General features: G+C 65.7%; 11 protein-coding genes. 4 read left to right on the forward strand and 7 right to left on the reverse strand.

Annotated features, from left to right (window positions below; all coding sequences use genetic code 11):
* The 6 genes from ACYDAT_RS14105 to hutU all read right to left on the reverse strand — a co-directional run.
* Positions 1-607 (reverse strand): DUF1579 domain-containing protein (locus ACYDAT_RS14105; RefSeq protein ID WP_461450879.1); only part of this gene is annotated, 607 nt, incomplete at its 3' end.
* A gap of 372 nt (positions 608-979) precedes the next feature.
* Complete coding sequence (locus tag ACYDAT_RS14110) at positions 980-3,982, reverse strand: DEAD/DEAH box helicase family protein (RefSeq protein ID WP_461450881.1); 3,003 nt, start codon at positions 3,980-3,982, stop codon at positions 980-982.
* A complete protein-coding gene (locus ACYDAT_RS14115; RefSeq protein ID WP_461450883.1) occupies positions 3,979-4,374 on the reverse strand; it encodes an HI0074 family nucleotidyltransferase substrate-binding subunit in 396 nt (131 codons plus the stop codon). Before ACYDAT_RS14115 ends, ACYDAT_RS14110 begins: the two co-directional genes overlap by 4 nt.
* A gap of 4 nt (positions 4,375-4,378) precedes the next feature.
* Entirely contained in the window at positions 4,379-6,304 is a 1,926-nt protein-coding gene (locus ACYDAT_RS14120) for a DNA methyltransferase (protein ID WP_461450885.1), read from the reverse strand.
* Positions 6,305-6,456: 152 nt separating this feature from the next.
* Positions 6,457-7,014: a hypothetical protein gene (locus ACYDAT_RS14125; RefSeq protein ID WP_461450887.1), complete on the reverse strand. Its 558-nt coding sequence runs from the start codon at positions 7,012-7,014 to the stop codon at positions 6,457-6,459.
* A gap of 17 nt (positions 7,015-7,031) precedes the next feature.
* The gene (gene hutU / locus ACYDAT_RS14130) at positions 7,032-8,702 is read right to left on the reverse strand and encodes a urocanate hydratase (protein WP_461450889.1); all 1,671 of its coding nucleotides are present in this window, start codon (positions 8,700-8,702) and stop codon (positions 7,032-7,034) included.
* Positions 8,703-8,806: 104 nt separating this feature from the next.
* Between hutU and ACYDAT_RS14135 the strand changes: the two genes are divergently transcribed.
* From ACYDAT_RS14135 to ACYDAT_RS14150, 4 genes are all read left to right on the forward strand, one after another.
* A complete protein-coding gene (locus tag ACYDAT_RS14135) occupies positions 8,807-9,694 on the forward strand; it encodes a CHAD domain-containing protein (protein WP_461450891.1) in 888 nt (295 codons plus the stop codon).
* A 589-nt stretch (positions 9,695-10,283) separates the two neighbouring features.
* On the forward strand, positions 10,284-11,768 hold the full coding sequence (locus tag ACYDAT_RS14140; RefSeq protein WP_461450893.1) for an AlkA N-terminal domain-containing protein: 1,485 nt from the start codon (positions 10,284-10,286) through the stop codon (positions 11,766-11,768).
* A complete protein-coding gene (locus tag ACYDAT_RS14145; protein WP_461441168.1) occupies positions 11,765-12,280 on the forward strand; it encodes a methylated-DNA--[protein]-cysteine S-methyltransferase in 516 nt (171 codons plus the stop codon). Before ACYDAT_RS14140 ends, ACYDAT_RS14145 begins: the two co-directional genes overlap by 4 nt.
* Before the next feature lie 79 nt (positions 12,281-12,359).
* Positions 12,360-13,043: a GNAT family N-acetyltransferase gene (locus tag ACYDAT_RS14150; RefSeq protein WP_461441169.1), complete on the forward strand. Its 684-nt coding sequence runs from the start codon at positions 12,360-12,362 to the stop codon at positions 13,041-13,043.
* A 27-nt stretch (positions 13,044-13,070) separates the two neighbouring features.
* On the opposite strand, the gene ACYDAT_RS14155 is transcribed toward ACYDAT_RS14150, so the two are convergent.
* Entirely contained in the window at positions 13,071-13,772 is a 702-nt protein-coding gene (locus ACYDAT_RS14155) for an ABC transporter ATP-binding protein (RefSeq protein WP_461441170.1), read from the reverse strand.
* Between the last annotated feature and the right edge of the window lie 179 nt (positions 13,773-13,951).

The following is a 13,951-nucleotide window of genomic DNA, read 5'->3' on the forward strand; positions in this document are numbered from 1 at the left end:
TGTAGTCGATCTGCATGGCCTTGCGCTCGCGCCCGTCGCGCGTCTCGTGCCACTCGAACACGTAACTGCGCGGACCGGTGATGCGCACCACCTCGCGCACCGGAATCAGCGTGCCGGGCCGCGCCGGATCCTGCATCTGCCCGCTGTAGGTGTAGGTCTTGCTGGCCGCGTCGTAGTCGCCATGGCTGATGAAAATCGCGGTTGAGCCGTCGTCCATCCAGATGCTGGTATAGCGGCCGCTGACGTTGTCATAGCCGCTGTAGCCCAGACCCTGCATCGGCTTGCCCATGTAGTGACCACTGTGGCGCATTTCCATGAAGCGCCCGCCCAGCACCGGCCGCACCTCGGCCACGCCCTGCTCGATCCGTGGCGGCTGGCCGGGTTCCATCCACATCTGCACACGTTCCTTCCAGCGGCCCTTGAACCATTCGAGTCGCTGGTGTTGCGGCCCGACGGCCGCCGCGCGCTCCCCCGCCCGCATCGCGGCCTGCTGCGCGGCGCTGGCTGCGGGCGGGGTGTCGGCCGCCGTGCCGAACGATGCAACAGTCAACGCGACGAGCGCGGCAAGCGCGGCGGTCAATGATCGAGACACGGTGAGTTTGCGCATGGTGCGTACTCCCGCCGCCGAAGCGCGGCGCGAACACAAAACTAGGACATCGCGCAATGCCACGCACGCTCGCGCAGGCTGGTGTTGCGCGGCCGATACAGCGACGGCGCGGCGCAGAATCGCGCGTCGATGTGCCTACAGACCCGCCACGCCCAGCAGTTGCATCAGCTTGGGGCGCTACCCGGGGCCTCGCCCGCCAGCGCAGCGGCGCTGTGCTTGCTCGGGGCAATTCGCTGCGCGCCAGTATTCGTGGCCACGCTCAAAGGCGCCCGCGCCGGCCAGTTCGAGGAGTTGGGCGTCGCTGAGAAACTCGCCGGATGAATGCTCTGGTCTGATCAATCGCGCGGCCATGGCACCCAATGCCGTTCGATGTCACTCATTCGTGGAGAAATAGCGATGTTCAAGGCTACCGCGCCATGCCTCGTCAAACACCAGATCGCAGACCACTTGTGCTTCCGCACCGGCAAGCACCAACTGCCCCGCCGCGCGGCCGCGCTCATCGGCAAACGCGGCCGTGAGCTTGTGCAGCAGCGCCTGCTTGTACGTCGTGTCCGTGGAGCCCGCCAGATGCATGCCTTTGGTTTCCATCACCACCGTTCGCGTCGCACCGTCGGAGGTCAGCACGCCAAAGACGAAATCGGGATAGACACGATGCCGCTTCCATCCTTGCAGGCCGTACTGGGTCTTGGCGACGTTGCGGTGCCACCAGCGCAAGGCTGCGCGCTCGTCGAGATAACCGGCAAACTGTGCTTCGAAGTCGTTCATGTCCGGCGTGCGCAAGGCCGGCTCGAGCAGGCTCTTTTCAACCGGGTGGATCCCGTCTTCGCGAAACACAGGATGCGCTTTCCCCGCCAGCGCAAGTGTGATGTCCTGCGGCAACTCATAGTCAGTCGCATCCGCGCGCAGACGGAACTGGATGCGCGCAGCGGCCACCAGCTCATCGAAAACCGATTGCGCCAGACGATCGCGCTCCGCCTCGATGTCGATGCGCAGGCGCTCGGCCAGCGAATCGCTCGACCGCGCCAGCACCTGCTCGCTATGCCCCGCGCCCAGCAATCGCGCCAGCACGGCATCGAGCCACTGCCAGACCTGCCAGGCGTTGGGCGCCAGATCGAGCAGCGAACGCACCAGGCGCACGCGGTCCAATGCGGCGGCGCCGGCGGACGGATCGGCGAGCGGATGCGAACCGGAAAGGTCATAGAGCAACCGGCCGCTGCCGTCGCCCGCACTTTCCGGAGCCCAATCGCCCACCAGGCGCGACGGGTCGAATCGATCCCACGGCAGCCGCTGCAGCACATCGCTCTCGTAGATCAACTCGCGGCGTTCGTGCCCCGATTCGCTCCAGGTCACCCGCGGCACGAAAATCCTCAGCGAGGCAAACTCGGGGCGCCGTTTGAGCCGGATCGGCTTCGGTGCTTCGGCATCGTCCGCATCGCTGCGCACGCTGATCGAGAGATCGCCCATGCCCTCGGTTTCGAGCGACTTCTTGATGCTCTTGACCACATCGGCCGTGCGCGCCTCGTGGCAGAACACATAGCAGGCGTCGAGTTCGGCGCGCCCGGTCTTGGCCACCTGCGGCTGACGCAGGATGCGGCCGACCAACTGCGTCATCGCGTTCTGGTTGCGGCCGGCCGCAAGCGCGCACAGCACATAGGCAAACGGGCAATCCCAGCCTTCCTGCAAGGCCTGCTTGGTGATGATCGCGCGCACCGCGCACATCGGCGAAAGCAGGTCGATGTTCTCCGGCGACTTGAGATCGTTCTTCTCTGAGGTCTTGATCGCGATCTGGCTCTCGTTGAATCCGAGCTGCAGCAGATGGGCCTTGGCGTCCTCGGCGTGGATGAAGCCGGCATCGCGCAGGTCCGCACCGGTACGCTCCACCTGCACCAGCAGGATCGGCCGGATATAGCGCTGCGTGTCGCCGCGCAGCGCCTCCGCCTCGCGCTGCAACGCATCCAGTTGCGCCACCGACGCGGCAAGACAGCTCTGCCAGTCGGCCCAGCGGCGCACCTCGACATGGATCGGCAGCTTGATCATCTCGGCCGCATCCAAGTCGGTGCCGCGCACGTCGGCCAGGATGTTGGAACCGCCTGCCCTCTCCGACACCACGCGCGGCGTCGCCGAAAGTTCGAGCAGGAAGCTCGGGTTGAATCCGTCCAGCGTGCGCAGCGCGTTTTCCGTGTAGGCGTGGTGGCCCTCGTCGATCACCACCATCGGCCGCAGCAGGCGCATCACGTTGCCCAGCGAACTCTTGACGATCGAACCTTTCTGCCGTCGCGCCAGCTCCTGCGCGGCATCCGAATGTGATCCCCACGGCGCATAGACGTCGAGGTTGGGCACCTGCTCCAGCAGCTTCCAATGCGCCTCGATATCGTCCTCGCGCGGCAGGAACCCCAGCACGTTGCCGCGGTCGCGGAAAAAGCGCAGCGTTTCCTTGCTTTGTCGCGCCGCCGACTGCAGCATCAGCAGCATCACGCACAGGTTCGACTCGGTATCCAGCCGCGACAATGGCGAGGCCTTCTCCAGAATCTTCACGCGGCCGGCAGCGGCCACGTTGAGTATCTGCCGATACGGGTGATCGCGATCGGCCAGTGCCTTCAGCGTCTGCCGGTAGATCGCCTCGTTCGGCACCACCCACAACACCAGACCGGTGTGCCTGCCGAGATAGCCGGAGAACACGCGCGCCACGCTGGCCGCGGCCAGCAGGGTCTTGCCGCCGCCGGTCGGCACTTTCAGGCACACGTTCGGCACCGCATCGCCCGCGCCATCGAAACGGCCCGAATAAGGCCGGTCGGCGAACGCCGGCGGCAACGCGCCTTGCGTGCGCATCGACTCCCAGGCCTTGCGCGGAAAGTCCGCGACCTGTCGCGCGACCTCCTCCATTTCCTCCATCACGCGCAGTTGCGCGACGTTCTTGCGCGAAATCGCCTGCTGCTTTTTCAGCTCGTCGATGTAGCGCCCGAGCTGGGCCAGCACGTCCGCCTGAAAGGCCTTGAGCTGGACGCTGCCCAGCCCCTCGACCTCGGCCGCGGGCCGACGCGGCTCCCAGAACAGCTTGCGATCGCGTTCGATGCGGGCGCGAAAATCCGGGTCGAGCGGATCCTGCCAACGCACGACATCGACGCGATAGATCAGTTGCAGATCGCCGATCGCGTTGGCGAGCTGCGCATACTGCGACGGTGTCGCTCGCGGCATGTCCACGACGAGATCAATGTCCGACTCATGCCGATGGTCGCCGCGCGCGCGCGATCCGTAAATCCACACACGCAGCAGGTCTGGGGTTTTCGTGAACAGCTCGCGCAGCTTGCCCGCACTGGCCGGCGCAATGCCGTACACCGGATCCTGTTCTCGCTCCTCCGCTGCGGCTGCGTTCACGGCAACGCCAACCGCGTCTGCAATGCGTCGAAGGCAACGATGGCTTCCGCGCGCACGAACGCCGCGACCTCGATCGCCTTGTTCTGATCGTAGGTGTGACTGGTCTCGTCGCGGAACTCCTTGATCCGCTCCCATGCTTGCGCGTCGCTGATGAGTTCCGCCTTGAAGCCCGCCTGCAACACCGCGCGCACGATCTCGGGCACCTTCTCGCCAGCATCGCGCAACCAGTAGAACATCGCCTTCCAGGCCAGTTCATACGTGAACTCGAAACGCTGGATCAACGCATCGCGCACGATCTCGCTTTCATCGACCGCGAGTACCTCGTGCATGCGTGCCAACGCGCGGCCATATTGCTGCCGCGCCAGTTCGAAGCGCTCGCGATGCCTGCCCATGGCCTTACCCCTCCCGATACAGTGCAAACGGCAGCGGCGCGTAATCGACGCCGTGTTCGAGCAACTGGCGGTTGCTGAGGTACTTGGCCGGGGCGAACACCAGATGGCCCTTGGCGTCGAAGCCCGCGGCGGCGCGCGCCGCGGACCACTGCGCGAACTCGCGTGCGCGGCTCAACGTCAGCGCGGCTTCCGGGCTTTTCAGAAACGCCAAGTCGGGGCGATAGATCAGCCACACGTGCCGGTCCTTCGCCTCGCCCAGATACCACGCGGGCGCATCCTTGGGCGGTACCGGCAGGGTGCCGCCGGTGGCGGTGTGAAACAGCCATGCACCCAGCGCATCGAACGCGGGCAGATGTTCGCCCGACAGCAGTTTTTCCAGCTCGATCGGCTCGCCCAACGTGCAGTAGGTGAACTCGCCGCCGAGACCTTCGACGCGCTCGGAGATGCGCTTCTCGCCTTCCACGCGCAGCACGCCATCGTCGATCTTCACCGTGATCTTGTCGAAGCGTTTCTTTCTCCCCTCGCTCCCCGGGAGACGACCAACGGAAGTCCCCAAGGGAGGGGTCGGGGGTGAGGGTTCGGGCGCACCGAGCGCCATCTGCGCGGGCACGTCCGCGCCGAAACCCTCGCGCACCTTGATCGCCTCGATCTTCTGCAGCCAGGTATCGGCTTTCTTGAACTGCGTGAAGGTGAGCTTTTCTTCGAGCAAGGTTTCGCGCTGCGTGCCGACCCAGGCATAGCCGCGGATCGCGCGGCGCACGCGCTCGGCGGTCAGGCGGTCGGCGTAGTCCTCGCCTTCGACGAGGATGAACTTGCGCGAGCCGTTGTCCTTGGCGTTCGCCTTGAGTACGGCATGGGCGGTGGTGCCGGAGCCGGCGAAGCTGTCGAGGATGAGGGCATCTGAAGCTGCGCCAATCTCAAGAATTCGCTCAATCAGCTCAGATGGCTTCGGGGTGATGAACAGATCGCCCTCGGCACCAGCCATGACTTGGGACAATGATTGCTTGGCGTTACGCGTGCTTCCCACGTCATGCCACGACCACAAGGTTTGCGGTACGACACCTTCCTTCACTTCAGAGAGGAAACGCTTTATGCCTGGTCTGTTATCCCCATTTTCGCCCCACCAAATCCGCCCATCTCTGTCGAGCTGATCGAATTTTTCTCTGCTAACACGCCAGTAGCTTCCGGCCGGAGGACCTGCAATCACCCTTCCACTTGCCGTGGTAATTGGATAAATGCCTTGCGAGTACTCATTTCTCGCTGCGAGGTCGCTCAGAAGCCATGGTCCACGCGGATCGTTATCAGGGTTTCGGTAGCGTGCCAGCATTTCTTCAGAGCGCGGTAGAAGATTGAGTCCCCACTCGCTTTTTTTCTTCGCATAAACGAGCAGGTAGTCGTGATCTTCGCTGAAGAACTCAGCCGTATTTTTCGGGCTGTCCATCTTGTGCCAGATACACGTCGCGACGAAATTCTCCTCGCCGAAAATCTCGTCCAGCACCATGCGTGCCCGATGCACCTCGTTGTCATCCAGCGTGATCCAGATCGAGCCGCGCTCGCTGAGCAGCTCGCGCAGCAGCACCAGCCGCGGCCACATCATGCACAGCCACTTGTCGTGGCGCAGCATGTCGTCGGCATCCACCGGATTGCTGCTCAACCACTCCTTCATGATCGGCGAGTTGACGCTGTCGCTGTAGCACCAGCCCTCGTTGCCGGTGTTGTACGGCGGGTCGATGAAGATCATGTCCACCTTGCCCGCATAGCGCGGCAGCAGGCTTTTCAGCGCGTGCAGGTTGTCGCCGTGGATGACCAGATTGCCGGCCAGATCCGCCGGCCCGATGCCCTTGTCCGCGTGCTCCACCAGCGGCCGGTACGGCACCGTCAGGTGGTGGTTGTAGACGTATTCCTTTCCCTTGAAGACGATTTCTGGCATGGGCCGCGGGCTCGGTGGGTGGATCGAAGGGTCGTACCTTGGCGATTATGCTCACAGCATCGTAGCCCGGATGCAGCGGAATCCGGGGGCAGGCCTGTCGCAAGGCATCCACCCCGGATGCCGGATCTTCGGCCCTCCATCCAGGCTACAAACTAAGTTGCTTCGTTGCCTTCAATGTCCGGCATCATATGTTGGCGTCGGGCCGGCTCATTCCCACCATAGATCAGACGATATCTCGTGATTCTCTCAACGGAGAACACATCCTTGTACGTGACTTGCCCGTAAACATAGACGGTCCCCTGAGGCGTTCCAAGTAGGGCCAGTGCACATGGACGTACCGGCGGATCTTTCTTAATTGCCGAAAGCAAGTGTCCACCCGGCTCCAAGACTGAAACGGCCATCGGAAAGTCGGATGGAGGGACGGGCAACACCACTTTGAGCGGATAGTTTTCAATCCAGATATGGATCCAGCATCGCAAATCGTGTGCAGGTGTCTGTCCGCAGTTCTTGAGCACCACCTGCACTTCCGGAGCCTCTGCAATTTCAAAACTTATCTTCGCTGAGGAAACGCAAACGTACGCACGAAGTTGCTTTTGCGCTGTGTCCGCCGCACCCGTCACCAAGCTGGTAGTCGCACTCCACAACTTCCTCGTGTACAGCGCAAGAAATGCCGTGCAAATGACAAGAAGCAATGTAAAAAATACGTCCACGCAGGCTCCTTCGAAAATCACAGCATCGGCAACTTCAGTCCCTGTTCCCTGGCACAGACGATGGCGTCGGGGTAGCCGGCGTCGGCGTGGCGCATCACGCCGCTGCCGGGGTCGTTCCACAGTACGCGCGCGATGCGCGCATCGGCGGCCTCGCTGCCGTCGCACACGATGACCACGCCGGCGTGCTGGGCGTAGCCCATGCCGACGCCGCCGCCGTGATGGAAGCTCACCCAGCTCGCGCCGCTGACGGCGTTGAGCAGGCAATTGAGGATCGGCCAGTCGGACACCGCATCGCTGCCGTCGCGCATGGCTTCGGTCTCGCGGTTGGGGCTGGCGACGCTGCCGGAATCCAGATGGTCGCGGCCGATCACGATCGGTGCTTTCAATTCACCCGTGCGCACCATTTCATTGAACGCCAGGCCCAGGCGGTGACGATCGCCCAGGCCCACCCAGCAGATGCGCGCCGGCAGGCCCTGGAACGCGATGCGCTGCTCGGCCATGTCCAGCCAGTGGTGCAGATGCGCATCGTCGGGCAGCAATTCCATGACCTTGCGGTCGGTCTTGAGGATGTCCTCGGGATCGCCCGACAACGCCACCCAGCGGAACGGTCCCTTGCCGCGACAGAACAGATGACGCATGTACGCCGGCACGAAGCCGTGGAAATCGAAGGCGCGCGCGCAGCCTTCATCCAGCGCCATCTGGCGGATATTGTTGCCGTAGTCAAAGGTGGGCACGCCGCGATCCTTGAACGCGAGCATGGCCTCGACGTGCACGCGCATGGATTTCCTGGCCGCGTCGCGCACGCCCTCGGGGTTGGACGCGCGACGTTCGGCCCACTGTTCCAGCGTCCAGCCGATCGGCAGGTAGCCGTTGATCGGATCGTGCGCGCTGGTCTGATCAGTGACGGCATCGGGCGTCACGCCCCGGCGCACCATCTCCGGCAGCAACTCGGCGGCGTTGCCCAGCAACGCGATGGACCTGGCCGCGCCGGCTTGCGTGTATTTCCCGATGCGCGCCAGCGCGTCGTCCAGATCGCGCGCCTGCTCGTCGACGTAGCGCGTCTGCAGACGAAAATCGATGCGCGACTGCTGGCACTCGATGGTGAGGCTGCACGCGCCGGCCATGCTCGCCGCCAGCGGCTGCGCGGCGCCCATGCCGCCGAGGCCGGCGGTGAGGATCCACCTGCCCTTGAGGCTGCCGGCGTAGTGCTGGTTGCCCAGTTCGACGAAGGTTTCGTAAGTGCCCTGCACGATGCCCTGCGAGGCGATGTAGATCCACGAGCCCGCGGTCATCTGCCCGAACATCATCAGGCCCTTGCGATCCAGTTCGTGGAAGTGCTCCCAGGTCGCCCAGTGCGGCACCAGATTCGAGTTGGCGATCAGCACGCGCGGCGCATCGGTGTGGGTGCGGAACACACCCACCGGCTTGCCGGACTGGATCAGCAGCGTCTCGTCCTCGTTCAACTCGCGCAGGCTGCGCAGGATGGCGTCGTAGCACTCCCAGTTGCGCGCGGCGCGACCGATGCCGCCGTACACCACCAGTTCGGCCGGGTTCTCGGCGACCTCGGCGTCGAGGTTGTTCTGGATCATGCGGTAGGCGGCCTCGATGACCCAGTTCTTGCAGGTTTTCTCCGGCCCGCGCGGCGCGCGGATGTGGCGGCTGGGATCGCGGCGCGTGAAGGTACTCATCGCATGCTCCGGCTGATGAAAAGACGCGACATTATGCGCCGTCGCGGTGCCTCGCTGCCTTGCGCTACGCTCGCACGGTTGCCTGGCCGGGAGCCGCAAACCGCATGGCCTTTGTGCTCAAACTCGACCACGATCCCGGCGCCGAGCTGGCGCGCGTCATGCGCGGCGAAGTGAACAGCGCGCTGCGCCTGCTCGCGGTGACGCCGCGCGATGCCAGCGCGTTCCGCGCCGCCATCCACGACGCACGCCGCGCCCTGCGCCGCTGCCGCGCGGCACTGCGACTGCTGCCACCCGATGTCGCCATCGACACGCTGCTGCAGCCGTTGCGCGCCGCCGGACGCGCACTGTCGCCGCTGCGCGATGTGCAGGCGCTGCTGGAAACCCTCGCGCAATTGCAGCAGCAGCAACCCGCATTGCTGGGCAGCGCCCATCCCGCGCTGCTGCAGCGGCTGGCGCGCCAGGTACGCGCCGGCGAACGCAAGCATGTCGATGGCGTGCTCGCCGCTACCGTTGTCCTGCAGACCCTGGCTACAACGCTGGCTGGGTGGCGGCCCGAGGTCACCCATGCGCAGCTCTGGCGCGGCCTGCGTCGCGGCGCCCTGCGCGCCGCGCGTGCTGCCCATTGCGCCCACGAGCACGCCGACGAAGCGGCCCTGCACCGCTGGCGCCGGCGCATGCGCGATCACGCGCTGCAACTGGAGTTGCTCAGCGGCGCGTGGCCGCTGGTACTGGCCAGCGAGGTGGCCGAACGCAAGCGTCTGGCGCGCATGCTCGGCCACGGGCGCGACCTCGGCATTCTGCGGATGCATGTGCGCCGCTTGCGCAGCGAGCACCTCGGTCGCCTGAGCCGCGACAGCTTGTTGCAGCGTCTGCGCCATGCCCGCGCGGCGTTGCTGCACGATGCCCATGCACTGGGCGCGCGCGTGCATGCCGAACCGCCGCGCGCGCTGGCGCTGCGCGTAACGCGCTATCACGCGGCGGCGCAGGCGTAGCAGTGGGAAGTTGGAAGTGCGAAAAAGCGATCTCGGCGCCAAGTTTCTGAGCTGCGTCATGCCCGCGCAGGCGAGCATCCAGTCACGGCCGCGACCAGGCACAGAATCCCCGGTGCGCGCTGCACGCGGGTCAACCCCAGTACACGCCGCGCGCTGATAGCCTGATACGAAATTGCGATCAAATATCGAGAATGATCAGGTCGTCATTCCCGCGAACGCGGGAAGCGCTTTTTAACAGCAAAGCTGGTCATCCATCGCTTCTTGAAGTCACTGGATCCCCGTCCCCGACACACGCGCTCGGGGATGACGTTCTTTCGCGGGGATGACGAGCCAAAACGACCTGGCTGTTCGCTCGAAGACCCTCATCTTGTTGAATGCACATTGGTATGAGCGTCACCCCGGCCCGGCCCATCCCTCATTGCGCAAGACGCGCACCCTGTGGACCTTGGTGGCGCTCGCTCTGCCGCGCCGTGTCGGCGCGTATCCCTCAATGCGCGAAGCGGCATCGGCGGCGACAGCAACGTCCTGAACATTGTCGTCCGAAAATGGCGAGTCGCATGCCAGCGCCAGTGCTAGCGTGCGCGGCATGATGCGCGATCCGACCACGACCGAACTACCCGACTTGCAGACTTGCGAGCAGGCGCGACTGAGCCGCGATGCGCGCTTCGACGGGTTGTTCTTCACCGCGGTCACCAGCACCGGGATCTATTGCCGACCGGTGTGTCCCGCGCGGCCGCCGCGCCGCGAAAACATCACCTACTACGCGAATGCGGCGGCGGCCGAAGCGGCGGGCTTCCGCCCCTGTCTGCGCTGTCGACCCGAACTGGCGCCGCGCAATGACGTGCTGCGCCGTGGCGACAGCAGCGTCGCGCAAGCGCTGCGCATGATCGATGCCGGCATGCTGGAGCAGCACTCGCTGGCGGACATGGCGCGACATCTGGCGCTGAGCGACCGCCAGTTGCGGCGCCTGTTCGTCGCGCGCCTCGGCGCCACACCGATGCAGGTGCACAGCACGCGGCGTTTGCTGTTCGCCAAGCAACTGCTCAGCGAAACCGCGCTGCCGATCACGCAGATCGCGCTGGCCTCGGGCTTTCGCAGCTTGCGGCGGTTCAACGCCGCGTTCCAGTCGGCTTATCAGCTCGCGCCGCGCACGCTGCGCAAGCGCCCTGGCGCGGGCGCGGACGAGGTGCTGCTGCTGCGGCTCGGCTACCGCCCGCCGTATGACTTCGCGGCGCTGCTGGATTTCCTGCGCGCACGCGCGTTGCCCGGACTGGAGCAGGTCGATGACGTGTCTTATGCGCGCGCGATCGGCAGCGCCGAACGGCCGGCCTGGCTGCACGTGAGCGCCATGGGCCAAGGCGAGCACGCACTGCGTCTGGCGCTGCACGGCGTTGCGCCGACGGATCTGCAAGGCGTGGTCACGCGCGTGCGGCGCATGTTCGATCTGGATGCGGACCCGCATGCGATCGCCGCGGTGCTGACGCGGGATGCGCAGCTGCGCCCGTTGCTGCGGCGCCATCCCGGCCTGCGCCTGCCGGGCGCATGGGATGGCTTCGAGTTGGCGGTGCGCGCGGTGCTCGGACAGCAAATCAGCGTGGCTGCGGCGCGCACGCTGGCGCAACGTTTGCTGCACGCGCATGGGCCGCGCATCACCCTCGCGGCCGCAGCCGCGCTCGAGCACCTGTTTCCGAGTGCCGCGACTTTGGCGGACATCGATCCCGCCACGTTGGGCGTGAGCCGCATGCGCGCCGCGACGCTGCATGCGCTGGCTTGCGCGGTACGCGACGGCATGGTCGATTTCGAGCCGGCACGCACCCTCGACGCATGGGAGACCCGCTGGGTCGCGCTGCCGGGCATCGGCGCGTGGACCGCGCACTACATCGCATTGCGCGCGCTGTCGCATCCGGATGCGTTTCCGGCCAATGATCTGGTCTTGCGCCGCGCGGCCGCGGAAGACGCGCGCGCGCTCAGCGCGAAAGCCATGGGCGCGCGCGCCGAAGCCTGGCGGCCCTGGCGCGCTTATGCGGTCATGCATCTCTGGCGCAACGCCGCACTATCCGGGAGGTCCACATGAATCACGCCACGCCAAACTTCGACACGCTATGTTTCGACATCATGCCAACGCCGATCGGACCACTGCGCCTGATCGCCGACGACATCGGGCTGCGCCGCATCTGCTTCGAGCACGATCGGCATCCGCGCGCGGAGGATGGCGCGGGCCGGCATGATGCCGCGCGGCTGGCAGCGGCGCGCACGCAGTTGCAGCAATACTTCGACGGCGCGCGGCGTGATTTCGATCTGCCGCTGCACCCGCTCGGCACGCCGTTTCAGCAGCGCGTGTGGCAGGCGCTGCGCGGCATCGCATATGGCGCGACGATCAGCTACGCGGAACTGGCAGCGCGCATCGGCAACACGGCGGCGCGGCGCGCGGTGGGCGCTGCCAATGGCCGCAATCCGCTGCCGATCGTGGTGCCCTGCCACCGCGTCATCGGTCGCGACGGCAGCCTGGTCGGCTTCGGCGGCGGACTCGAGGTCAAACGCACGCTGCTCGCGCTCGAAGGCAACGCGGCGTTCGCCCTGCACTGATATATACCTCTGCCACGGCGCAGCGTGCAGGAGGCTTGCGCGCACGCCGGTTGCATCCTCTTCCCGCGAATTCATCCCCATGTCCGACCTGCACCTGCTCGACAACATCATCTGGAACACGCTGTCCGGCCCCCATGCCAGGTTCGCCGCAGGCATGGCGCAGGCGCGTCGCTACGCGCGCGGTTTCTCGCCCATCGTCGGCTTCGCCGAGGCCGAGTCCCCCGACTTTGACGCGCTGGCGCCGTTTTGCGCAGCCGGCGAGCGCTTGTACTGCGATCGCTGGTCAGGCAAGGCGCCGCCGGGCTGGCGGATCGACGCCGAGTCCACCATGTTCAAAATGGTCTGGGATGCGTCGGTGCCCGCTCAAGACGCTGCGGCCGACGCCATATCCCTGCGCCCTGAGCATGCCGGACAAGCCCTGGCCCTGGCCGAACTGACGCAACCGGGACCGTTCGGCCCGCGCACGCCGGAGCTTGGCGACTACTTCGGCTACTTCGAGGCCGAGCGCCTGGTCGCGATGGCCGGCGAGCGTTTCCAGGCCGGGACGCTGCGCGAGATCAGCGGCGTATGCACGCATCCCGACTTCCAGGGACGCGGCCTGGCGCGCAGGCTGATGCTCAAGCTGATACGGCGACAGATGCAGCGCGGTGAGTTGCCCTTCCTGCATGTGATGTGCGCGAATATCCATGCCCGCGCGCTGTACCAGCGCATGGGCTTTCGCGATCACCTTGAAACCGTCGTGCGCGTGGTTTCGCTGCGCTGAACGCCGCCGCTGCGACGCGTGCGGCGCTCACGCCGCCTGCTGCACCGCCGCCTGCACGCGGCCATCGAGCATGTGCACGATGCGCTGCGCGCGCGCGGCCAGCCCGGCATCGTGGGTGACCATGCAGATCGTGGCACCGCCCTGGTGCAGCTCGGCGAACAGCTGCATCACCGTCTCCGCGTTCTGCGAATCCAGATTGCCGGTCGGCTCGTCGGCCAGGATCAGATCGGGCTGCCCGACCAGTGCGCGCGCGATCGCCACGCGCTGCTGCTGGCCGCCGGAAAGCTGGTGCGGAAAGTGCTTCAGGCGCTGCGCCAGACCGACGCGCTGCAAGGATTCCGCGGCGCGGCGCGCGCGCTCGGCGCGACTGACGCCGCCGCGAAACTTCAGCGGCAGACCAACGTTGTCCAGCACGCTCAGGTCGCCGATCAGGTTGAAGCTCTGGAACACGAAGCCGATGTGCTGGTTGCGCACCGTGGCGCGCGCATCGCCGCTGAGCGTGCCGACATCGCGCCCGGCGAGGCGATAGCTGCCCTGCTCGAAGCCGGTCAGCAGCCCCAGCACCGCCATCAGCGTGGACTTGCCGCAGCCCGATGGCCCCGACACCGCCACGAACTCGCCCTTGTCGATGCGCAGGTCCACGCCGCGCAGCGCGTAGGTGTCGACCTCCTCGGTGCTGAAACGCTTGCTGATGCCGGTCAGATCGATCACGGGCGGGACGGCGTTCATGGCGTACTCCTGGGTGGTGATGAGAGCAAAGGCTTGGGTCCGCGAAAGACGCAAAAGACGCAAAAGACGCGAAGATTTGACTGATCACATGCTGCGGCGATCGGGCAAAAGCCCTTCTGTGGATGAAAATGAAGGCTTGGGTCCGCGAAGGACGCAAACAACGCAAAGATATTTCTGGT

This window comes from Metallibacterium sp. (assembly GCF_054637675.1).